General features: G+C 71.4%; 18 protein-coding genes. 12 read left to right on the forward strand and 6 right to left on the reverse strand.

Features of this window, described 5'->3' with window-relative positions:
• The 7 genes from O2V63_RS20580 to O2V63_RS20610 form a co-directional block, all read left to right on the forward strand.
• The coding region (locus tag O2V63_RS20580) for an Ig-like domain-containing protein (protein WP_269169338.1) at positions 1-393 on the forward strand (393 nt) is incomplete at its 5' end.
• 62 nt (positions 394-455) lie between these two features.
• Positions 456-1,538: an OpgC domain-containing protein gene (gene opgC, locus O2V63_RS20585; RefSeq protein WP_269169339.1), complete on the forward strand. Its 1,083-nt coding sequence runs from the start codon at positions 456-458 to the stop codon at positions 1,536-1,538.
• A complete protein-coding gene (locus tag O2V63_RS20590) occupies positions 1,460-2,398 on the forward strand; it encodes an SGNH/GDSL hydrolase family protein (protein WP_269169355.1) in 939 nt (312 codons plus the stop codon). Before opgC (O2V63_RS20585) ends, O2V63_RS20590 begins: the two co-directional genes overlap by 79 nt.
• Positions 2,399-2,615: 217 nt before the next feature.
• Positions 2,616-4,301 carry a right-handed parallel beta-helix repeat-containing protein gene (locus tag O2V63_RS20595; RefSeq protein ID WP_269169340.1) on the forward strand — a complete coding sequence of 562 codons (1,686 nt, stop codon included), beginning with the start codon at positions 2,616-2,618 and terminating at the stop codon, positions 4,299-4,301.
• A gap of 111 nt (positions 4,302-4,412) precedes the next feature.
• Positions 4,413-5,423 carry a glycosyltransferase family 2 protein gene (locus O2V63_RS20600; RefSeq protein ID WP_269169341.1) on the forward strand — a complete coding sequence of 337 codons (1,011 nt, stop codon included), beginning with the start codon at positions 4,413-4,415 and terminating at the stop codon, positions 5,421-5,423.
• A gap of 92 nt (positions 5,424-5,515) precedes the next feature.
• Positions 5,516-6,961, forward strand: a complete 1,446-nt coding sequence (locus O2V63_RS20605; RefSeq protein WP_269169342.1) for a lipopolysaccharide biosynthesis protein — start codon at positions 5,516-5,518, stop codon at positions 6,959-6,961.
• 59 nt (positions 6,962-7,020) lie between these two features.
• A complete protein-coding gene (locus tag O2V63_RS20610) occupies positions 7,021-8,007 on the forward strand; it encodes a polysaccharide pyruvyl transferase family protein (protein WP_269169343.1) in 987 nt (328 codons plus the stop codon).
• Here O2V63_RS20610 and O2V63_RS20615 read toward each other — a convergent pair.
• From O2V63_RS20615 to O2V63_RS20635, 5 genes are read right to left on the reverse strand one after another with little or no spacing between them, the layout of a single operon-like run.
• The gene (locus O2V63_RS20615) at positions 7,973-9,157 is read right to left on the reverse strand and encodes a glycosyltransferase family 4 protein (protein WP_269169344.1); all 1,185 of its coding nucleotides are present in this window, start codon (positions 9,155-9,157) and stop codon (positions 7,973-7,975) included. The two genes, O2V63_RS20610 and O2V63_RS20615, sit on opposite strands and share 35 nt — an antisense overlap.
• A complete protein-coding gene (locus O2V63_RS20620; protein WP_269169345.1) occupies positions 9,154-10,329 on the reverse strand; it encodes a glycosyltransferase in 1,176 nt (391 codons plus the stop codon). The genes O2V63_RS20615 and O2V63_RS20620 overlap by 4 nt, the downstream gene beginning before the upstream one ends.
• A complete protein-coding gene (locus O2V63_RS20625; RefSeq protein WP_269169346.1) occupies positions 10,326-11,348 on the reverse strand; it encodes a glycosyltransferase family 2 protein in 1,023 nt (340 codons plus the stop codon). Before O2V63_RS20625 ends, O2V63_RS20620 begins: the two co-directional genes overlap by 4 nt.
• Complete coding sequence (locus O2V63_RS20630; protein WP_269169347.1) at positions 11,345-13,537, reverse strand: glycosyltransferase; 2,193 nt, start codon at positions 13,535-13,537, stop codon at positions 11,345-11,347. The genes O2V63_RS20625 and O2V63_RS20630 overlap by 4 nt, the downstream gene beginning before the upstream one ends.
• A complete protein-coding gene (locus tag O2V63_RS20635) occupies positions 13,534-14,733 on the reverse strand; it encodes a glycosyltransferase family 4 protein (protein ID WP_269169348.1) in 1,200 nt (399 codons plus the stop codon). The genes O2V63_RS20630 and O2V63_RS20635 overlap by 4 nt, the downstream gene beginning before the upstream one ends.
• A gap of 180 nt (positions 14,734-14,913) precedes the next feature.
• Between O2V63_RS20635 and O2V63_RS20640 the strand changes: the two genes are divergently transcribed.
• From O2V63_RS20640 to O2V63_RS20655, 4 genes are all read left to right on the forward strand, one after another.
• The gene (locus tag O2V63_RS20640) at positions 14,914-15,744 is read left to right on the forward strand and encodes a hypothetical protein (RefSeq protein ID WP_269169349.1); all 831 of its coding nucleotides are present in this window, start codon (positions 14,914-14,916) and stop codon (positions 15,742-15,744) included.
• A gap of 191 nt (positions 15,745-15,935) precedes the next feature.
• Positions 15,936-17,330, forward strand: coding sequence for an O-antigen ligase family protein (locus tag O2V63_RS20645; RefSeq protein ID WP_269169350.1), 1,395 nt, complete (start codon positions 15,936-15,938; stop codon positions 17,328-17,330).
• Positions 17,331-17,442: 112 nt separating this feature from the next.
• Entirely contained in the window at positions 17,443-18,564 is a 1,122-nt protein-coding gene (opgC, locus tag O2V63_RS20650; RefSeq protein WP_269169356.1) for an OpgC domain-containing protein, read from the forward strand.
• A 360-nt stretch (positions 18,565-18,924) separates the two neighbouring features.
• Positions 18,925-20,445 carry a sugar transferase gene (locus tag O2V63_RS20655; protein WP_269169351.1) on the forward strand — a complete coding sequence of 507 codons (1,521 nt, stop codon included), beginning with the start codon at positions 18,925-18,927 and terminating at the stop codon, positions 20,443-20,445.
• A 9-nt stretch (positions 20,446-20,454) separates the two neighbouring features.
• On the opposite strand, the gene O2V63_RS20660 is transcribed toward O2V63_RS20655, so the two are convergent.
• A complete protein-coding gene (locus O2V63_RS20660) occupies positions 20,455-21,546 on the reverse strand; it encodes an LCP family protein (RefSeq protein WP_269169352.1) in 1,092 nt (363 codons plus the stop codon).
• A gap of 247 nt (positions 21,547-21,793) precedes the next feature.
• Between O2V63_RS20660 and O2V63_RS20665 the strand changes: the two genes are divergently transcribed.
• Positions 21,794-21,882 (forward strand): hypothetical protein (locus O2V63_RS20665; protein WP_269169357.1); only part of this gene is annotated, 89 nt, incomplete at its 3' end.

Below are 21,882 nucleotides of genomic sequence, written 5' to 3' on the forward strand. Positions count from 1 at the left end.
CCGGCTCCCACGACGACCCCGGCTCCCACGACGACCCCGGCTCCCACGACGACCCCGGCTCCCACGACGACCCCGGCTCCCACGACGACCCCGGCGCCGGGCCCGGACACCACCGACCCGACGGTCGAGATCGTCTCCCCGGCGAACTGGAGCACGGTCAGCGGCACGACTGCGGTCCGGGCTGCCGCGTCCGATGACGTCGGCGTGACCGCCGTCCGCTTCTTCAGCGGGGCGACCCAGCTGGGCGTCGCCACGCGGGTCGATGGTTACTGGGAACTGGTCTACGACAGCAGGCAGACCCCGAACGGGAACTACCGGGTCGCTGCCCGCGCCTACGACGCTGCCGGGAACGTCGGCTACAGCACCAGCATCGCGATCATGGTCCGGAACTGACCTCATCGGAGCCGGCATCCGGATCAGGTGAGGAGCTCCGCAGGACGATGACCAGGCGCCCGTTGATCGGCCGGGACCTGTCACTCGACCTCATCCGCGGGCTGTGCGTCGTCAGCATGACGGCTTCTCACCTCGCTCATCACTCGGTCTTCGACCGGGCCACCCACCCGTCCCCCTGGGTCGACGGGGCCAGTGGCTTCGTGCTCGTCTCCGGCGTCCTGGTGGGTGTGGTCCAGCGCCGCCTGGGCGACCGCGGTGACACCGCAGCTGCCCGCGAGAAGTTGCTGCGCCGTGTCTGGGTCATCTACCTGGGGCACGTGCTGCTGGCGGCACTGGCGCTCGGGCTCGCTGCTGCCGATCCCGAGGGAGCAGAGCGACTGCCACATCCGGATGACCAGGGTGGCTGGGTGGCCGCACTGGCGGCCGCGGTGACGCTGCGCGTCAACCCGCCCAACGCATCGATCCTCGGCCTGTACGTGATCGTCATGTTGCTGAGCCTGGGAACGGTCGCCCTCCTGCGGAAGGGGTGGTGGCCGGTTGCGGCGGGGTACGCGGCGGCCGTCTACGCGCTCGGGTTCATCGACCCGGCATGGGTCCACCTGCCGAGGGAGGCCGGCACGCCACTCGACCTGTCCTGGGCTGCGTGGTTCGGGCTGTTCACGCTGGGGCTCCTCGCCGGCTGGTGGTGGGCGGACGTGCGGTCTGCACTGACGCAGGGGTGGGTGCCGATCACCCTCGCGATCGTCACCGTCATCGGCGTCCTCGCTGCTCGCGCCGACCTGGGGAGCCTCTCCGACGAACTGGTCGACAAGGACGTCATCGGCCCGGTGCGGATACTCGTGTCCGTGACGTTATGGGCGTTCGTCTACGTCGTGGCCGATCGAGCCGCCAGGATCCCCTCACTCGCAGCCTTGGTGGCCCCCGTGTCGCTCATCGGGAAGCGCGGTCTGGACAGCTACCTCATCCTGAGCGTCCTGGTACTGGTCCTGCCCAGCCTGTGGACGTACGAACAGGGCTCGCCGATCGGTGTCCTGGTCGCGCTGGCCAGTCTCTGCGCCTGTCTGGCATGGGCAGGCTTGCGCACTCGGCCGGGCCTCCGGGCTCGACAGGGCCGGCGTCGGCTCCGCGCGGCGGCTCGATCGTGAAGCTGCGCTCGGTGCTCGCGTCGGTCGGCTTGGTCCTCACGGTTGCGGTCGCCGGTTGCACGGCTCCACCGGAATCGGCGCAGGCTCCGCCGACAGGCGTCGAGCGGGGCCCGGTGCCAGCGGTGGCGGCGCTCGGTGACTCCATCTCGGTCGGCTTCGCGGCCTGCGGTTCCGCGGCCCCTTGCGAGGCCACGTCCTGGTCCACGGGGGAGGCTCCGCTGGTGGACAGCCTCCGCACTCGTCTCGCCGCGGCCTGGGACGTCGACGAGATCGAGGCGGTCAACCTCGCCGAGCCCGGGGCCACGGTCAGCGATGTCGTCGGACAGGCTCGGCAGGTCCCCGAGGGCATGCGCGGCGTCGTCACGGTCCTCGTCGGCGCCAACGACGTCTGCGGTGCGTCCGGTGGCCCGCCGGGCGCACAGGAGTTCGCGACGGCGGTGGACGACGTGCTGGCGACCGTGCGGGACCGTGCGCCGGAGGCCGTGGTGGTGCTCGGTTCGGTACCCGACCTGGGAGCGGTGTTCACCGTCGTGACCGACGCCTCGCCGGCCGTGGGGTCCCGTGTCCGTTGCGCCGGGCTGTCCGGGTCTAACGGCGACGCCCCCGGTGAGGTCGCCACTGCCGTCCAGTCGGTGCGGCAGCTGATCGACGCGTACAACGAGGCCCTCCGCCTGGTCTGTGATGCCGACGAGGCCTGCGTCTGGGACTCCGGAGCTGTCCATGACTGGCAGCCGGTGCTCGAGGACCTGTCGGAGGTGGACAGGTTCCATCCGTCGGCTGCTGGGCAGGCGCGCCTCGCCGAGTTGATGTGGGACGCCGCAGTCGCGGACCCTCGTGCAGCCGACGTGCTGCTGCCCTGATCCGAGACTGGTGATCAGTCTCACAACCGACTCCTGCTGCGCAGGTAGCGGGTGTGACTGGTGGTCCACGAGGTGTCCGATGGGCAGGTGCACTCGGCAACGATCGTCGAGATGCGCCCTCGGCATGGTTACGGTGCCTCCCGAAGGACCCCGGCGGTGCAGTGGCGATCGCGCCCGCGTGATCGGCTCGGGGACTGCATCTTCATCAGGAGGCCTCATGTCCATCGCTCGCGCTCGTGCCGGCATGGCCGCACTCGGTCTCGCCGGGATGCTGTCGCTGTCGGCGGTGATGACCCTGAGCGGGTCCCGGGTGGAACCCGTGGACGGGAGCGCCGCCGCGGCCAGTGCCGGTCTCGCCACGGTCGACCAGGTGAACCCGACCGCGGACGTACGCGTCGCGGCCGTCGACGGGGCCGGGACCTCCTGCACCGCACAGGCGCCCTGCGACTCCGCGACGGCCATCAGCAAGGCGACCCCGGGGAGCGTCGTCGCCCTCCTCCCCGGTTCCTACCCGAAGCAGGACATCGCTGCGACGGCGCTCCCGGCGAGTGTGGAGGCGCCGGTGGTCCTCCGCCCCGCCGGGGAAGGGCTCGTCGAGATCGACGGCGTCAACCTGAAGGCGCCCGGCATCCGGCTGGAAGGCCTCCGGATGACCGGGACGGTGTACGTCCATCCCTCGGCCGTGGGCACCAGCCTGCGCGGCCTGCACGTCGACGGAGCAGGCGTCTTCCTGCGGTCCGACGACTCGGAGGTGCTGGACTCGGTCATCGAGAACGGCAGCGGGGTGGATGGTCTGCAGATCAAGGAGGGCGACGGCATCCTCGTCCAGGGGAACACGATCCGGTTCTTCGATGCCACGGTCGGTCACCTGCACGCCGACTGCCTCCAGCTGTTCGACGTGCGCAACGTGACCATTCGCGGCAACTCGCTCCACGACTGCGACAACGCGAGCATCATCTTCTCTCCCGGAGCCGGACTCGGGATCGAGAACGTGCTGCTCGAGGGCAACTTCGTGACCGGCTGTCGCACGGTCGGCGAGCTGTGCCGGGGTGGTACGGCGATCGACCTCCGGGAGAACGCCCAGGACGTCACGGTGCGGAACAACACCTTCGCCGGTGGGAGCGTGCGCATCGCGCAGTTGCCGGGGCTGGTGAACGACCGGAACGTCTTCGGGTACCTGTCCTCGTGCAGCACCCCGATGACCAACTCCATCGTCGATCGCTGGAACGAGGGCCTCTGCCGGGTCCCGGATGCCGTCGGGTCCGACGGCAACCGCCAGGGCAGTCCCGAGTACGTCGACCAGGGTGCGGTCGACTTCCACGTCAGCGCATCGGCGCGGGAGAGCGTCCAGATCTCGCCGGTCCAGGTGGCAGCGCGCAACGTCAGGGTGCCTGCTGTGGACTTCGACGGGGAGTTGCTCACCGCGGGGACGGCCGGCGCGGACGAGCCGGGTGGTGTACCCGCCGCCCCCGACTCAGTCGAGTCCCCGGCGGTCGTCCCTCCCACCGGTGCACCTGCCAGCGATGACGTCGTGGGAGAGGGCCCGGGCGCTGACGAGACGGACTCCGAGGGCGCCGGCTCGTCCAGCGGGCAGCCGGCTGCTCCGACGGGTGAGCCGGCTCCGACGACCGGCATCGCTCTCGTTCGTACAGCAGAGCCGCTGTCGGGGCTCGCTGTCTTCACCGCGGAGGCCACTGGGGGGCCGGTGACGAACGCCCGCTTCAGCGTCCCGGGTCGTGCGTTGAGCCTCCCCGCTCAGAGCGTCGACGGGGGGCTGACCTGGACGGCCCGGATCGACACCCGGCTCGTGGCCGATGGCACCTACCCAGTGCTCGCGGTGGCGGTCGACGCGGCTGGCGAGCTCGTGAGCAGTCCGCAGGAGATGTTCGAGGTCGATAACTAGGTCTCCGCTCTCCTCGAGAGTGAGTCGCGTCCCAGCTGATCGCCGGGAGGCCTGGTGCGCCCCTCGGTGCACTAGGGTCAACGCGCCTTGACCGTCCCCAGGAGGAGATCGTTGCTGACGAACGGCGATGCCTCGGAGGGAGCCGATGAGGCGCAGACCGTCGCGGAGACCCACGCGGGGCCGCGGAGCGTCAGCATCGTCGTCTGTTCCAGGGACCGTCCCGACCAGTTGGCGCAGTCCCTGGCTGCCATCGGCCAGGTCCGCCTGCCGGGGGACCAGCTCATCGTGGTGGACTCCGCTTCGGGCACTCCGGACACCCAGCGAGTCGCCCACGAGGGCGGTGCGGACGTGGTGGTGCGGTGCGAGTTGAAGGGCCTCTCGCGGGCGCGCAACGCCGGTCTGCGCGCCTCGACGGCTGACGTGGTCGTGTTCACCGACGACGACTGCCGGCCCGAGACCGGCTGGATCGAGGGCCTGCTGGAGGGTCTGTCGGCGGACGACGCGGTGGTGGCGACCGGAGCAGTGGTCCCGCTGGGCGAGGGCTTCCTGTCCGGCATGACCCATGCGACCGGAGAGCGGCAGACCCACCCGATCGCCACCAACCCGCTGGGGCACGGTGCCAACATGGCCATGCGGCGTCAGGCCCTGGAGGACATCGGTGGCTTCGACGAGCAGCTCGGAGCGGGCGCTCCTCTGCGGGCGGCCGACGACTGGGACGTCTTCCTCCGGCTGCTGCGTACGGGGGGTGCCCTGGTCTACGTCCCCGGAGCGGTCGTGCGGCACGAGCAGTGGCGCGCCACGAGCCAGGCGTTGAGGGTCCGCCTGGGGTACTCGATGGGAGCCGGTGCGCTGGCGGTGAAGTGCTGGCGGCTCGGTGGGGCAGCCGACCAGCGGCAGGCGAGGCTGCTGCTGGGCAGCCGTCTGCGGGAGGGAGCCATGGCCGTGGTGGTCGGCATCGTCACCCTCCGCTGGTTCCGGACCGCGTCCGGGCTGGTCACGCTGGTCGGAGCCACCCGAGGACTCTGTTCAGCCCTGCTCCGCCGGGTGGACGACGGCCACCTCAGTGCCCCCCGGACACGCTGGTGGAGCCGTGCTGCCCGGCTCCGCACGGGTGAGCCGTGAGTCGGGCAGAACGGGCAACGGCGGCGGAACCGCCCACGCCGGCAGGTGTCGACGGCGACGTGGTCTCCGGAGGTCGTGCGGTCGGCGGCGTCGTGACCGGGGACGGAGGACCGACCCTGCGCAACCAGGCGCGGTCCGCGCTGCTGTGGTCGGCCGTGGAGAAGTGGTTCACCCGGTTGGGCACGCTGGCCACCTTCCTGGTGCTGGCCCGGCTCCTGGCTCCGGAGGACTTCGGTGTGGTCGCCGCCGCGGCGACGATCCTGGGCCTCGCCGGGTTGCTCGTCGAAGCCGGCCTCGGCAAGTACCTGGTGCAGGTCGACGAGGTCACTCCGGGGCTGCAGTCCACCGTCTTCTGGTCCTCGATGGGCTTCGCCGCGATCGGTGCGCTGCTCATGGTGGTCACTGCGCCGTGGCTGGCGGTCGCCTTCGACTCGCCCGACCTGGTGTGGGTCGTTCGGGTCCTGGCGCCGCTGGTGCTGGTGAACACCGCGGCTCTGGTGCCCGTCGCACTGCTGCAGCGGGAGCTGGACTTCCGGCCGATCGCGGTCCGCCGCCTCTGGGCCACCGCCGCCTCCACGGTGGTCGCGGTGGGGCTCGCGTTCGCGGGCGCGGGGGTGTGGGCGCTGGTCGCCCAGGCGGTGGTCTCCTCCGTGGTCTCCACCGTGGTGCTCCTCGCCTTCGCACCCTTCCGCCCCCGGCTCGACTTCTCCCGCGCGGATGCGGTGGCCTCGCTGCGCTACGGCGGAAGTGTCCTCGGCATCGAGTCGCTGTCGGCGGTCGGGCGCTACGCCGACAACCTGCTCGTCGGCGTCGTCCTGGGCCCGGTGGCGCTGGGCTACTACTCGGTGGGCTACCGGGTCCTGCTGATCCTGCTGGAGATCCTCACGTCGGTGACCGGGGCCGTGGCGTTGCCGCTGTTCGCCAAGATCCGCGGAGATGCCGAGCGGCTCCGCCGCGGGTTCTTCTCGGCCGTGAGGCTCGGGTCCGTGGTCGCCTTCCCGGTCTTCCTCGGCCTGGCTGCGGTGGCACCGGCCTTCGTCCCCGTGGTGTTCGGTGAGACGTGGCTCCCCAGCGTCCCGGTGATGCAGTGGCTGGCCCTCGCCGGTCTGGTGCAGTGCCTGACCTACTTCGACCGGCCGTTGCTGCTGGCCGTCGGCAGGCCGGGGCTGGAGCTGAAGGTGACCATGTTGGCCACCGTCGGCAACGTGGTCGCGTTCGCGGTGGCGGTGCCGTTCGGCATCGCAGCCGTCGCTGCGGCCTACGCAATCAGGAACGTCGTCTTCTGGCCGGTCCGGCTGTGGGCGCTGCACCATGTCGGGATCCCGCTGCGGCCCTACGGCCTGGCGATCCTGCCCCTCGCGCTGGCCGCGCTGGTGAGCGCCGCCGTGGCCGCCGGTGTGGTCTACCTCGTGGAGCTGCCCGACCCGGTGCGGCTCGCCCTGGCCGTCGCCGCGGCGGCGCTGGTCTACGGGTGCTTGCTCATGGTGGCTGCTCCGGCCGTCGTCCGTCAGGTGAGAGAAGGGATCCGACGCCGGTGATGAGCGTGAACCTCGGTGCAGCAGCCATCAGGGCCACAGGCGACAAGCTGAGGGAGGCGTTGGACCCGGTCGTCCTGCCAGGCTCGCGTGTCGCGCTGCTGGACTTCCCGTTGCACAGCAACGTGGGGGACAGCGCCATCTGGTTGGGGTCGGCGGCGTACCTGCGCGGGCGCGAGGCAGAGGTCGTGCACCGCGCCACCTGGCGCACCTATCACCCGGAGACGCTGCGATCCAGGCTGGGACCCGACGGGATCGTCCTGCTCAACGGTGGAGGCAACTTCGGCGACCTCTACCGTCGGCACCAGCAGCTGCGCGAACGGGTGCTGGCCGACCTGCCCGACCACCGGGTCGTGCAGCTGCCGCAGACGGTCAACTTCAGCTCGCCGGCCGCGCTGGACGCCTTTGCGACGTCCCACGGGCGGCACGAGCAGCTGGTCGTCCTGGTGCGCGACCACCAGAGCCGGGACCTGCTGTCGGGCCGGCTGGCGAACGAACCGGTCCTGAGCCCGGACATGGTCTTCGCGCTCGGTCCGCTTCCCCGCCCGGCGGCGCCCACCCAGGACGTGCTGGCCCTGCTCCGCTCGGATCATGAGACCGCTGGCCCACGGGCGGAAGCGGATGCGCTCGGAGTGGATCATGCCGACTGGATCGGATCGCGGTGGGACGGAGACGTCAGCCTCGTCGACCGTGGCATCGACCTGGTCGGCCGGGGGCAGAGGGTCCTCCCCGACGTGCTGGGTGGCTCCGTCGACGGTGTCATCGGCCAGGCCATGCAGCGTCGGGCCGTCCGGGAGGTCGCCCGCGGGTGCCGGATGCTGACCGCCGGCAGGGTGGTGGTCACCGATCGCCTGCACGCCCACCTGCTGAGTCATCTCATGGGGATCCCGCAGGTCCTGCTGGCCGACCGGCACGGGAAGGTGACGCGTGCATCGACGCTCTGGGTCGGCGACCACCCGCACATCCGGCAGGCCGGTTCGGTGGCCGAGGCGCTGACCGAGGTCGCACCGCTGCTCAGGGTCGGCGGCGGACCAGGAGCCGCTGGCTGACGGTTGCCCACACTCGGCCGATCCGCGACGGGATGCCCCGGGACCGGCGGCGCGCGACTGCCCCGCGGTAGGCACCCTCCGTCAGCTCTGCGATCCGGGGCCAGGCGAATGCCGACAGGTCGACCGGTTCCGGGCGGGACTCAGCCGCCATCCGCAACGCCGCTCGCACGGCCTCGTCCAGCTCGCCGTCATAGGCGTGCACCCACGCCCGCCCGACTGCGTCCTGCAGGTCGCCGATGGCGCCCATCCGGGGCGCCACCACCGGGCGGTCGGCCGAGAGCGCCAGGAGGGCCGTGCCGGAGTTGAGCACCGCCGTGTACGGCAGGACCACGACGTCCGCTGCGGCGAGCCAGGCGGAGAGCCGTTCCGGGGTCTGGAACTCCAGCTCCGTCCGCACCCGCGGATCGCGGGCCGCCCGTGCGATCACCCGGTCGCGTTCGACGCCTTGTCTTGCCTGACCGGCGACCACCAACCGGGCGTCTGCGTCGGCGACCTCGGAGAAGGAGTCGATCAGCGCGGGAACGTTCTTGTAGGCGCGCACCTGACCGACGAAGAGCAGCAAGCGCACATCGGGTTCGATGCCCAGCTGGTGGCGTGCTGCGGCCCGGTCGAGTGACCGGTCGACCTCCGCCCGGTAGTCGCCGTGCGGGGTCACCGTTCCCGGGACCGAGCGCAGGGCGGGGTGGACGGCGCGGGCCTGGTCCTGGGCCGAGGGGGTCAGGGTCAGGAAACCGTCCACGAGCCGAGGGAACACGGCCCACAGCAGCCGGCTCTGCAGCGCGGGGTAGTCGCGCTCATGGGCCTGGAGGTTGTGCACCGTCCAGACCAGTGCCGTTCCTCGACGGAGACGGGCCAGGGCGAGTGCAGCGAGGAAGGTGCCGATCCGGTAGCCGGTGTGCCGCCACCGTCGGCCGGAGAGGTAGGTCAGCTCGGGCCAGTGCACGTGGACGACGCGGGGCGGGCGACGGAGCAGGTTGCCGAGGGTGAGCTCTTCGACCGGGACCCCGCGAGCGATCAGGTGCTGGTAGAGCATCGCGTTGTAGGGATTCGCCTGCTGCGTCCGGAAGGCCGGATCGGCGTAGACGAGCAGCGGCTGCTCGGCCGCCCCCGAGGAGCGGCGGCCGGGAGTCGTCGAGCCGGGCAGGTTCACGGCGTCAAGCAGAAGTCGAGCATCAGCTCGTGTCGGGCGGCCCAGGAGTTGTCCTGGACGAAGCTCGACCGGGTGGTCTCGTCCATCCTCCCCAGCGCCAGCGCTTCGGGCAGCCGATCAGCGAAGCCCCCGACGTCCTCGGTGATCAGGACGTGCGGGCTCACGTCGCGCACCGGGCCGAAACCGGGGGTGAGCACCGGGGACCCCGCGGCCAGGTACTCGTAGAGCTTGAGCGGTGACATCGCCTCGGTCAGCCGGGTCCGCTGGTGCGCGATCAGGCAGACGTCGGCGGCGCGGAGCAACGAGACCACGCCCCCTCGATCGACGACGCCGGGCAGGTGCACCTGCGGGGACTCGATCAACGGGCGGAGGTGCTCGCCGTCCGCGAGCGGGCCGACGAGGAAGACCTGGAGCTGTGGATGGGCACGGACGAGGTGCATCAGGCCGTCCACGTCGATCCGGGTGTCCAGCGTCCCGACGTAGACGGCGCGTGGACCGGGCACCTCGGTGAACCACGCAGGCGGGGACGGCGCGGCACCCTGCCACTCGGTGGGCTCGATGCCGTTGGGCGCGACGAGGCTCGGGCCAGTGGGCTCGATCCGGTCCAGGATCTGCTGGCTGACCGCCATGATCGGCCGGCCATTGGTCCGCAGGTGTCGATAGGTGGCCCGGTAGGCGGGCCACCACGGACGCTTGGCGGGCAGCTCCGACCAGTCGTCGCGGGCATAGAACACGACCTGCCGGGCCCAGTCCGCCTCGCAGAAGGCGGCCACGAACGGATTGGTGGTGATGATCACCGGGTCGTGCAGTCCGCGGGCTGCGGCCTCCCGTTCGACCACCCGGTCCCAGCGCCGGTAGGTCTCCGCCAGACGGGGTACGTCGATCGGGTCCTGACGCCGCAGCCGCAGCGGGGTGAGCAGGCTCTGGGCCGGCGTCGTGGGGAACGCTGGATCGCCCTGGCCGACGAGCGTGCGCGCCATCCGGACCGGCGCACTGCGGAACGGGTTGACGACCAGGAGCTTCTCCACGCTCGGGTGGTCGACCAGGGTCAGGATGAAGCGCTCCGGGGGCCGGTGCATGCCGCGTCGCACGGCGTCGCCCCAGCTGTCGAAGGAGAACGTCATCACGACGTCACCGGGCCGCTGGCGGCCCTGCGGCGTGGGCGTGGTCACGAGTCGCTCCGTGTCTCATCGATTGCGCCCGACGGGAGGACGGGCGCCGGCGCGGTGGGTGGGAGACCGACCAGCTCCTTCGCGGCCGGGTAACCCCGACCCCACTGGGCGCGCGTGGACCACACGCCTGTCCAGACGGTGTCCCTGCGACCGGACAGCCGGCCCGCCAGGGCGCGGAGGCCGACGCCGCTCAGCAGCAGCACTCGGCCGGCGATGCGGGCGGGGCGCCGCCATCGGCGCTGCATCAGCGTGATCTTGCCGGCCATGACCAGCGGCATCTTGGTCCCGCCGGGGGACGACCCGCCCTTCGTGTGCAGCAGTTCGGCCTCGGGTACGACGACCGGCCGGAGGCCGACCGCCCGTGCGCGCAGCGAGAAGTCGCTGTCCTCGCCGTAGAGCCAGAAGGTCTCGTCCATGCCCCTGAGGTCGGCCCAGGTCTCCCGGCGGGTCAGGAGGAGGCACCCGGTGATCACCGGCACCTCGCGAACGGAGTCGCGGGCCCAGGTCCCGAGCGACTCCGGGTCGAGGACGGGATGCCGGGCGAAGGCGGTCGACAGCCCGGTCGCGAAACACAGCTGGCTGCGGATGGTCATGTCGCCCCAGCAGGACGTCGGGTCGTTCGACCCGTCCGGTTCCACCACGCGACCGCCGTAGAGGCCGTGCTCGGGGTGGGCGACGGCGAAGGTGACCAGTGACGCCAGCGCGCCGGGCCGGAGGACGGCATCGGGGTTGAGCAGGAGGACGAACTCGCTGGTGCTGGCCTCGGCGCCGACGTTGCAGGCGCGGGCGAAGCCCGCGTTCTCGCCGGTCTGGATCAGCCGGGCCTCGGGGTACCGCTCGGCCACCAGGGCAGCCGATCCGTCCCGGGATGAGTTGTCCACCACGACGAGCTCGACTCGCAGGCTCGGCGAATCAGCCGCCAGCACACTGTCGAGGCAGTCCGACAGTGTGGTGACGTTGTCGTAGCTGACCACCACCACAGCCACGGACACCGGCGGGGAGAAGGCGGGCGCACTCACGATGCCGCATCCGCGGTGGCCGATCCGCCGCGCAGGAGGTCGACGAGCGTGCGGGAGAAGCTGTCCAGGTCTGCCGGTCTGCTCGTGGCCACGGCGACGACCAGGGTCGAACGCAGCACCAGGCCGAGTACGCCGAACTCCTCGTCGTGACCGAGCGAGGGGAGCAGAGCCCACTCCTCCACCTTCGCCTCGCCGAGGAACGCGTTCGTGCGCGGTCCCAGCATGGTGGTCGCGTGGGCGCGGCACGGCTCGGGGGCCGGCAGCTCCTTCGCGCGCAGCTGGCGGCGGACGTCCGGCACGGCCGTGGCGGGGTCTGCGGTCACGTCGACCGTCACCGGCACCACCCGGACGCGGTTGCCCGCATCCGACGTCTCGTTCCCGCGATCGGACATCGGGACCGTGACCTGCTGCCCCTCGGCTGATTTCGAGCCGGTGGTCGTGGTTGTCGCTCGCAGTGCGTGCGCGGTCGCCACGACCAGCAGCTCGTTGATGTTGCCGCCGCAGGCCTTGGCGTGCGAGCGGACCTCGGTCAGCGGCAGTTCGATCCGGGTGAAGGCCCGCTGGACGGTGGCCTGACGGTCGTCCAGGTGCCGGGCGAGGGTCATGTTCCACCGGTGCCGGCCCAGCACGCGGCGCACACGACCGGCCAGCGGCTTGGCACGCCAGCTGCGGACTGCGGCCGACGGACCTGGCTGGCGGCCCCACCACCGGCGGAGGAGGGCCAGCGGGAGGGCGACCGGCCCACTCGGCCCGGGGGGAGCGGTGTGCACCGGGAGCTCACCCAGGGGACGGGCTTCCGGTGCCGTGAGCGTGGAGAGCACTCGGAGCCCCATGGCCCCGTCGGTCCAGGCGTGGTGCCCGCGGATGACGAACGCCACCGGCCCGGCGGGGTCGTCGAGGACCGTGACGTGCCACCCCAGGGCCGTGACGTCCAAGGGCGCCAACTGCAGCGCCGCGGCGACGTCGTCGACATCGGCAGCTGGCACCGGCTGTGGCCACACGTCGATGGCCGATCCAGGTACTCCGGCTGCGGTGACCCACACCGGAGGGGTCAATCCGTGCCACGTGGTCGCCAGCTGCAGCATGAGGTGGGGATTGCTGTGCCCCCACGCGGTGATGTGTCGGTGGATCCCCGCGGTGTCGAGCTGGCCGTCGTCGAGGCGCATGCCCACGCCGTCCGTGACGTAGAGAGCGGTGGTGACCTGCTCGGGCTGGCCGGGAGGCGTGCGCAAGAAGCGTTCCTCGACCGGCCGGAGCGGGATCAGCCTGGGGACCGGCTCCTGCGACCCCCCCGCGGAGATGGGGGCGGGGGCGGGTACGAACACGCCGTCGGTCACCGGCATCCGAGTGGCTTGGATGAACCCACTCACGAGTCCGGCCGCATGCGCGAGGACGAGCTGCCGCTGCGCAGGCCGTCGGAGAGCCCGAGCGCTCTGACGGGCGAGTCGCCGCAGCTGGACGGTGGCGATGTCGGTCGCGACGGTCCGGTCGATGCGGAGCCACTTGGCCAGTGCGGCGCCGGAGCCTCTCGCGTACCCCCGGATCAGGCGGGTGTGCTCGGCGCCCTGACGGACGTGCGCGTGGATGATCCTGCTGTGCGATGTCCGCTTGCCGGTCCACCCGGCGTGCAGCAGGCGGCAGAACATGTCGAGGTCTTCCGCGCCGGCCAGGTCGGTGCCCGCACCCAGCCGCTCGTCGAACCCCCCGACGTCGAGGACCGCTGACCGCCGGAAGGCCATGTTGGCGCCGTGTCCCAGGTCCAGACCCTGCACGGTGCGGCGGAAGTCGGGGTGCTGCCGTTCGGAGGGAACGGAGTCGCTGGCGGCCAGGTCGACCATCTCACCCGTCACGACTCCCACGCGGGGGTCGGCGAAGGGGGCCACCAGGGGGTCGAGCCAGCGGTCGCGAACGAGGCAGTCGTCGTCGGTGAAGACCACGACGTCGCCGGAGGCGGCCTGCACGCCGGCGTTGCGGGCGATGGAGAGGCCCGGTCGTTCGAGCCGGAGGAGTGGCACACCGGCGGCAGCGGCCACCTCGCGGGTCTCCACCGTGGCCGAGGCGGAGTCGACCACGAGGACGTCGACGTCCGGGACGTGCTCCTGGAGTGACGCGAGCAGACGGGCCAGCATGACCGGCCGGTCCCGGGTGCAGACCACCACGGTCGCGGAGAGGGGCGCCGGGCGGGTCACCGGTACACCGGGATCCCGGGGCGGGCCCCGGCGGTGCGGTAGGCCTCGATCGTGCAGGCGACGCCGGCTGCCCAGGTGAGGGACTCGCGCTGGGCGATGCAGTCGTGCTGCATCCGTCGCAGCAGTTCCGGGTCGTCGACCAACCGGTCCAGGTGGTCGCGCAGCGCTTCCCAGTCGCCGGTGGGGTGCACCAGGGTGGTCACCCCGGCCTCACCAGCTGCCCCTGCGGCCGCAGAGACCAGCGGCAGGCAGCCCATGGCCGACGCCTCGTACGTGACCAGGGCGCTCCCCTCCTCGACGGACGGCAGCAGGAGCACGTCGTGCTCGGCGTAGAACGCCGCAGGGTCGGGGACGTAGCCCGCGATGCGCACCCCTGGCGCCGTCAGCAGGTCGCCCAGGGCCTCCCGATAGCCCGGCATGACCGTGCCGCACACCGTCAAGGTGCCGTTCTCGGCCGCTCGGGAAGCCTGCCAGGCGCGCAGGGCGAGGTGCAGGCCCTTGCGTGGTTCGACGCGGCCCATGAACAGAGCGCGCAGGCCGCCGCCGGAGTCGAGTTCGCGGGTCAGGCTGTCCTCCTCGCGGAAGTGACGGGGGTCGAAGCCGTACCGGTGCCGCAGCACCTTCCGCGGATCGTGCCCGCGTACCAGGAAGGTGTCGGCGACCGCGGGGGACGGTGCCAGCAGCGCGGTGGCCTCGGCGTACTCGGTCATCTCGGTGGCAAGGCGGCCGGGGCGGAAGGCATGGGGGGTCGCGGCCGTCAGGCGGACGCCGGCCGCCGCAGCCTCGCGGTTGGCCACCAGATAGGCGTGCTCGGTGTGGGTGTTGGGCAGCTCCCGGAACGTGGGGATGCCCAGACGGGTGGCCGTTCGGATGGTCCGCAGACCCCCGGCGGGCCAGGTGTGCACGACGTCGAATCCCGTCCGGGCCCCGCGCAGCACCCGCGCGGCTGCGGCGTCGTGCCAGGCCATCGCGCGGTCGATCCCGAGCAGCCCCCGGCCTGCGGCGCCGGCCGCCCGGGGGAACGTCCGACGGATCTGCACCCCGGCGGGCAGTTCCCCGGTGGTGCGGGGGACCACCGCGAGCACCTCGTGGCCGGCACGAGCCAGTTCGTCGACGTGGTGCCAGGCCGTGCGACCGATCCCGGGCGAGCCCAGCGGATGGGGGAACGAGTAGAAGACGCGCAGCCGCTCTCTCACTGCGCTCCCTCCGGACGTCCCGTGCCACGCGATCGCGGGCTCTGGGGATTGTGGCGTACGCCGCGACCCCTGACGAGACCAGCTGGTGGTGAGCGACGCCATAGTGGTGGTGGCGGCCCGTCCTCTAGCATCACCCGCTCGGGGCGCATGCTCGACACGAAGCCGAAAGAGACTCTCTCCATGGACCTGTCCCTCGTCGGCCGAGCGGTCCGACAGAACAAGACGCTGGTGGCTCTCGGTGTCGTCCTGGCCATCGTCGGCGGTTTCTTCGCTGGTTACGCGGTGTCCTCCGAGGGGGTCGAGCCGCGCACGCCCCCGGACTACCGGGGTTCGGTCACGCTGATGTTCAACAACCCGAACCTCTCCATCTACGCCTCGGAGATCAACGCAGAGGGCGGGGCCGATGTGGCCGCCGTCCCGCAGAACGCGAACCTGGCCCAGTTGGCCATCGTGTACGCGTGGGTCATCTCCGGTGACGACATCCGCAGCCAGGTCGAGGCCCGGATCGGCGACCTGGGGCCCGAAGAGGTGCTCACCGCCCAGCGGCGCAGCACGCAGCCGACCGGGAGCGAGGAGTTCGGCAGCGGCAACGCCCTGCCGATCCTCGACATCATCACGACCGCCACGTCGGCCGAGCGCGCGACCGAGATCGCCGATGCCGCCGCTGCCGTGTTCATGGACTACCTCGTGTCGCAGCAGACCGTCGACGAGCTGGCCCCGGGCGAGCGGGTCGGTGCGAGCATCCTGCGCAATCCGAGTGCCACCCTCGAAGACGCCGGTTCCTCGCTGACCTCCTCGATCCTCGTCGCTCTGGCCATCCTGCTGGCGACCCTGGTCCTGGTCGTCTACCGCACCAACGTCCGGCAGGCCCGGACGGACCCGGCCAGCGCGGCAGGCGGGTCGACGGGAGCGCACGCCAGCCCGGCGCCGAACCGGCGGGCCGACCGGGGTGCCTGGGACGACCAGGAGGAGGGCAGGGCGACCGCATTGGCCGGGAGGGGCGCCGAGTGACGGCTGCACCCGGGTCGGCAGGGCTCCGGCAGCGCGGGTCGTCCGGGGTCCCGGGATCTCCTGGGGCGGGTGACGGGTCGGATCGGACGGGCGTCGTCACCGCAGTCGTCCTCATCGTCTGTCTCGCCCTGGCCGTGGCCGCGCCGGCGGACGTGTCGGCGCCGGCCATCCTGGTCCTGGCTGTCGGGGCGGTGCTGATCCCCCGTCTGACGACCCCCTCCGGTCTGCTCACCGTCCTGGCGCTCACCGTGCTGTGGATCCCCGCAGGCCGTTACTCGGTCGTGGGCGCCCCCGCGGCCCTGCCCTGGCGGCTCGTGGTCCTCGGCATGTTGCTGCTGCTGTTCCTGCGGCTGGCGCTGGACCGTTCGGCCTCCTGGCGTCCCTCGCCGTTCGTCCTCGTCGTGCTGGCCGTGCCGGTGACCGGCCTGCTCTCCCTGCTCGCCAACGTGTGGTCCCTCGACGCCGACAACTTCCTGGTGCCGGGCACGCTCGCTGTCGTCCAAGGGACTCTCCTCCTGACCATCTTCGTGGTCACCCGCCAGCTGGTCACCACGTCCTGGGCCGCCGACTGGCTGCTGCGCCTGCTCGTCGTCGGCGCCGGGATCGTGGCGCTCAGCGTGGGCTGGGAGCGGGCCACCGGCTTCAACATCTTCATCAACCTGCACCAGTTCCTGCCGCTGCAGCTGATCGCCGATGCGCCGGTCGTCTCCCGCTTCGGCACCGTGCGAGCGCTGGGCTCGGCGAACCACCCCATCGCCCTCTCGGTGATGCTCGTCATGCTCCTGCCGGTGGCCGCGTTCCTGGCGAGGCACAGCCCCTGGCCTCGCACTCGTCCACTTCGCCTCCTGGTCTTCCTCGGGCTGGCGTCGGCGATGGTGCTGGCGGCCGTGCTCACCGGATCGCGCACCTTCGTCGTGATGGTCGGCGTGATGATGGGCGTCCTGTTGTTGCTGGACCGCGCCGTCCTCGGTCGGATGCTGGTGGCCGCCGTGCCGGTTGGGGTGGTGGCGCTGCTGGCCGTTCCGGGCACGGTGCTGAACCTCGTCAGCTCCTTCACCGACCCCAGTGCGCTGATCGAGTCGCAGTACTCCTCTCCCGGGTGGCGAGGCAGTGGCCGGCTCGCGGATCTGGGACCGAGCCTGGTCCAGGCGCAGGACCACCTCTGGTTCGGCACCGGCGTGGGCAGCCGGATTGTCACCGGAGCCGAGGCGAATGCCCAGATCCTGGACAACCAGTACCTCTCCACGCTCCTGGAGAGCGGCCTCCTGGGCCTGCTCGCGTTGCTCGGGCTGCTGTTCGGGCCCGCGTTCATGACGCTTCGACTGGCCTGGGGTCGGGACCTGCGGCCCGCCGAAAGGCACCTTGCGCTGGCCCTCGGCTGCGCCTTCCTCGGATACGCGGTCTCCGCCTTCTTCTTCGACGCGATGGCCTTCCAGCAGACGGTGATGGTCTTCCTCATGCTGCTCGCGGTGGCCAGCTGGTTGCGCGTCTCGGTCGGACGTCACCGCACGGGGCGGGAACTGGACGCCGCCGGTGGCACGGAGCCCGTGAGGGAGACCCGGGAGGGGCCGGTCGCCGCCGGCTGATGCGCCTGGCCGCCACCCGGACGGCCGGGAGCGAGCATCCCGGGTCACCGCACGAGCGTGAGATTCATCTCCCCGGCGCGTCGGTCGGCGCTGCTAGCTTCCCGTCGTGGTGATGCCGCGGGCGGGTGCAGGTGAAGGCGCGTCGGGCCGCGACACGGCCATCGACAGTCTCCGGGGCCTGTGCATCGTCGCCATGGTCGTCGCTCACCTGGCGAAGGGGTCGTGGCTCGACCAAGCCGCGCACCCGTTGCCGGGAGTGGACGGTGCGTCCGGGTTCTTCCTGCTCTCCGGGTTGCTCGTCGGGCTCGTGCAGCGCGCGACCATCGAGCGGCACGGGGAGTCTGCCGGTCGACGCAAGTTGCTGCGCCGTGTCGGCCTGCTCTACCTGGCTCACCTGGCGATCTCCGGCCTCGCGTTGACCGTGGTCGCCTTCGACTCCACCCGGGCGGCAGAGCTGCCCAGTGTCGCCGGCGAAGGCGGCTGGGCCCTGGCCCTCCTGCGCGCGGTGACCTTGCAGATCAACCCGGCCTACGTGTCGGTCCTCTCGGTCTACGTGGTCGTGATGCTCGCGGTCCTCCCGCTCCTGTGGGCGCTGCACCGGGGGCGCTGGGCGCTGGGCGCGGGGTATGCGGTGATCGTCTACGGCATCGGCATCGCCTCGCCCGGGTTGACGGAGATGGCGCAACGTGGTGGGGATCGCGGTGGTTGGTCCTATGGAGCCTGGTTCGGCGTCTTCGCGGTCGGCGCGACGATCGGGTGGTCCTGGCGGCGACCGGGGGTCCAGTCCGCCGTCCGCTCCCGGCGGGCCCTGGTGATCGGCACAGCAGCGATGGCCGTGGGCACAGTGGTCGCCGTCCTGATGACGAGCACCGGGATCGCCGTCCGGGTCATCGAGAAGGAGACCTTCGGGCCTGGTCGCATCCTCCTGGCCCTGGCGGTCTTCTTCGTGCTCTGGAGAGCCGTGACGGCTGTGCAGCGGGTCCCGGCGGTGCGTACCGCCATCCGCCCGTTGACCGATGTGGGGCAGTTCAGCCTGGACAGCTACCTCATCCTCAGCATCGCCGTCCTGGTGGTGCCGAGCCTGGGAGATCACGACCAGTCCTCGGCGACCGGGGTGCTGGTCGCCGTGCTCGTGCTCGCCTGCTGTGTCGGGTGGGCTCGCGGCCGGATCTGGCTGAAGAGCCGGTCCGGTGCATCGGCGACGGTGGTCGCCGGTCGGGCAGACCACCTGTAGCAGGTGGGCCGTCGGGCCCGTGGTCAGCTCCTGGCGGTGGCGGCCGCTGGGCGGCGCGCGCAGCAGGCGTCTTGGTGTCGGGCAGCTGATCCGGACCCGACCCCACGGCCCCGCTGACCAGGGCGGATCGCGATCCTGTGAGGCGATCGAGAACGCTACGTGGCGTGCTACTCGCAGACAGCGACGTCCACTCCGCATTCGCTGTGTCGTGGGTGGCGAGCGCCGCTCAAGTGTCCCAGGAGCAGGAGTGACTCCCTTAGGTTCTCCCTACCCGTTGCACGACGCCGTCTCCGGGCCACTCGACAGAGAGTCGAGAACCGACCTGCTGCATGCGTTGTCCGAACGGGGGGGAACCGGAGCATGACCCTGCTCGAGAGCGGCCAGCGCGCCGCCACCGAGAGTCGTCCGAACGCCGACCGTCGCTGGGGATGGTCGATCGCCCGACTCCGCGGTGAAGGCACGGCAGCGCGTCGGGCGTGGAAGCCCGCGTACGTCCGGCGTGTGGTGATCGGGGACATCGCCTGTGCGTTGGTGGCCGCGCTGGTCGGCTACCTCGTCCGGTTCGGCCCCGGCGTCAGCGGCTTCCCGGTCCAACAGGCCTCGCGCTGGATGATCGCCCTCCTCCCGGTGGTCTGGGTCGCGGCCATGCTGGTCGGGCGGGCCTACGAGCAGCGTTTCCTCTGGGTCGGTCCCGAGGAGTTCCGGCGGGTCTTCTTCGCCGCAGTCCTGCTGGTGGCCGGGGTGGGCACGTTCAGCTGGGCCTTCCGGCTCGAGATCGCGCGTGGCTTCGTGGTCGTCGCCCTACCGCTCGCCGCACTGCTGACGCTCCTGCAGCGTCACGCCCAGCGGACCTGGCTGCACCGGCGCCGCGCGCAGGGCGACCTCCTCCAGACGGCCCTCATCGTCGGGCACCGCAGTGGTGTGGTGGCGCTGCACGAGCAGATCGAACGGGAGGCGTACCACGGATACCGGGTCATCGGTTGCTGCCTCCCGCCGGCCAACGCCGGTGCCCAGTCGGTGGTCTTCGACGGGATCCCGGTGCTCGGCACCCTGGACGAGGTCGTGGAGGTGGTGCGCCAGTACGAGGTCGACACCGTCGCCGTGCTGCCCTCTCCCGAACTCGACGGGCCAGCGCTGCGTCGGCTCGGGTGGGACCTGGAGAAGACCAGTGCAGAGCTCCTGCTCGCGCCCGCAGTCACCGAGATCGCCGGCCCGAGGGTGCGCATCCGGCCGGTCTGCGGTCTGCCGCTGCTGCACCTGGAGCGACCCGAGCTGCGCGGCGTGCGCAGGCTCACCAAGGAGAGCTTCGACCGTTCCGCTGCAGCGGGCGGACTCCTGCTCATGGCACCGCTGCTGGCCATGATCGCCGTGGTGGTGGCTGCGACGAGTCGCGGTGGCGTCTTCTACCGGCAGGAGCGGGTCGGCCGGGATGGCCAGACCTTCGGGATGTTGAAGTTCCGGAGCATGGTGGCCGGTGCCGATCGGATGGTCGAGACGCTCGAGGGCAGCAGCGACGGGAACGGCGTGCTGTTCAAGATGAGGGGCGATCCGCGCGTCACCCGGATCGGCGCGGTGCTGCGCCGCTACTCCCTCGACGAGCTGCCTCAGCTGATCAACGTGGTGCGGGGGGACATGTCGTTGGTCGGTCCCCGGCCGCCGCTCCCCACCGAGGTCGAGCGGTACGGCTTCGACATGCACCGGCGGTTCCTCGTCAAGCCGGGCATCACCGGCCTCTGGCAGGTCAGCGGTCGCTCCGACCTGTCCTGGGACGACTCGGTGCGCATCGACGTCCGGTACGTGGAGAACTGGTCGCTGGCCTTCGACTTCATGATCCTCTGGAAGACCGTGGGTGCCGTCTTCCGAGGCTCTGGCGCGTACTGATCCCGTCGGTCAGCGGGGGACGTCCTGCAGCGCTTCGTCGGTGAACTCGGCGGCGTTCTGGCCCAGCGAGTCGGTGTGCAGGTAGCCCCACATGCGTTCGCCGGCCGTCGGGTCCAGGTAGACGACGCTGGCTGCGCCCTCCGTGCCGGTGCCGAGCACGGGTGCGGTGAAGAACTCGACGTCGGCCGGGGTGAGGCCGCGCAGCGAGTAGGCCAGCGACAGCAGGTCGCCGTTGTCGAGAGCGTCGTCGACGGCGACCGCATCCGTGACCGCCAGCAGCGTCGAGTCGAGCTTGCCCGGTGAGGTGAAGACCTCTTGGTCGAACAGCTTGGTGAACATCGCCCGCAGGTAGTTCTGCTGCCGCCTCACCCGGTCGAAGTCGCCGCCGGGCAGTTCGTAGCGCTGGCCCACGTACCAGCGGGCCTGGTCGCCGTCGAGGTGGTTGAGTCCCGCGGTGAAGGTGTAGGGCCCGTTGCTCGTCGTCTCCGAGACCACGACATCGACGCCACCCAGGTCGTCGGTCACCTGGATCAACCCGGCGAAGTCGATCGCCGCGTAGTGGTCGATCCGTACACCGGTCAGCTGCTCGATCGTCTGGATGAGCAGCGTCGGGCCGCCCAGAGCGTAGGCAGAGTTGATCTTGTTCTTGCCGTAGCCGGGTACGTCGACCCAGGAGTCGCGGGGGATGGAGATGACCTGAGCGTGCTCGCGGTCGCCGGCGAAGCGGGCCAGCATGATCGCGTCGGCGCGGGCGTCGGGCAGCTCGCCGGGTGCGAGTTCGGTGCGAGTGTCCGAGCCCACCAACAAGAAGGTGACCGGGTCGGCGGTGGCCTCGGGTTGGTCGACCGGCGAGGCGGCGGCAGGCCGGGAGCCCTCTTCGAGGGTGGCGAAGACGTCGCCGACCCGCTCGATGTTGCCGCCGTACCGGTTGCTGACGAACCACAGGCCGGTACCGATGGCCAGGGCGAGCACCAGTGCCAGGGCACCCAGGCTGATCAGCGTGCGCCGCACCCATCGTCGTCGAGGGGCGGTCTCGCCCACCTCGGCATCCGTACCGCCGGACTCCGCGGCGGGTTCGTCGCCATGCGTCTGGACGCTCATGCCCACCGCCTCTCCGTCACTTGATCGGACGGTAAGCGCAGCAGGCCGTCGAGCAGCGGTCACGGACGACGACGTCATCCGCGGGAGGGACGTCCTGCCGCGCGGGTGGTGCCGGTGACGTAGGTCCCACCGGTGAGCAGTCGGCCACTCCTGGGTGACGGCGGCTGGCGCCCGGTCGGGTCCGTTGTCTACCGTGCGCGGGGAGTTGGGCGCGTCGGGTGTCCGCAAGCAGGGGAGTGGCACGCGCATGAAGATCTCGGTCATCGGTTGCGGCTACCTGGGCGCTGTGCACGCGGCGTCGATGGCCGAGCTCGGGCACGACGTCGTCGGCATCGA

Origin of the sequence: Modestobacter sp. VKM Ac-2977, assembly GCF_026968045.1 — a bacterium.
Taxonomy (GTDB): domain Bacteria; phylum Actinomycetota; class Actinomycetes; order Mycobacteriales; family Geodermatophilaceae; genus Modestobacter.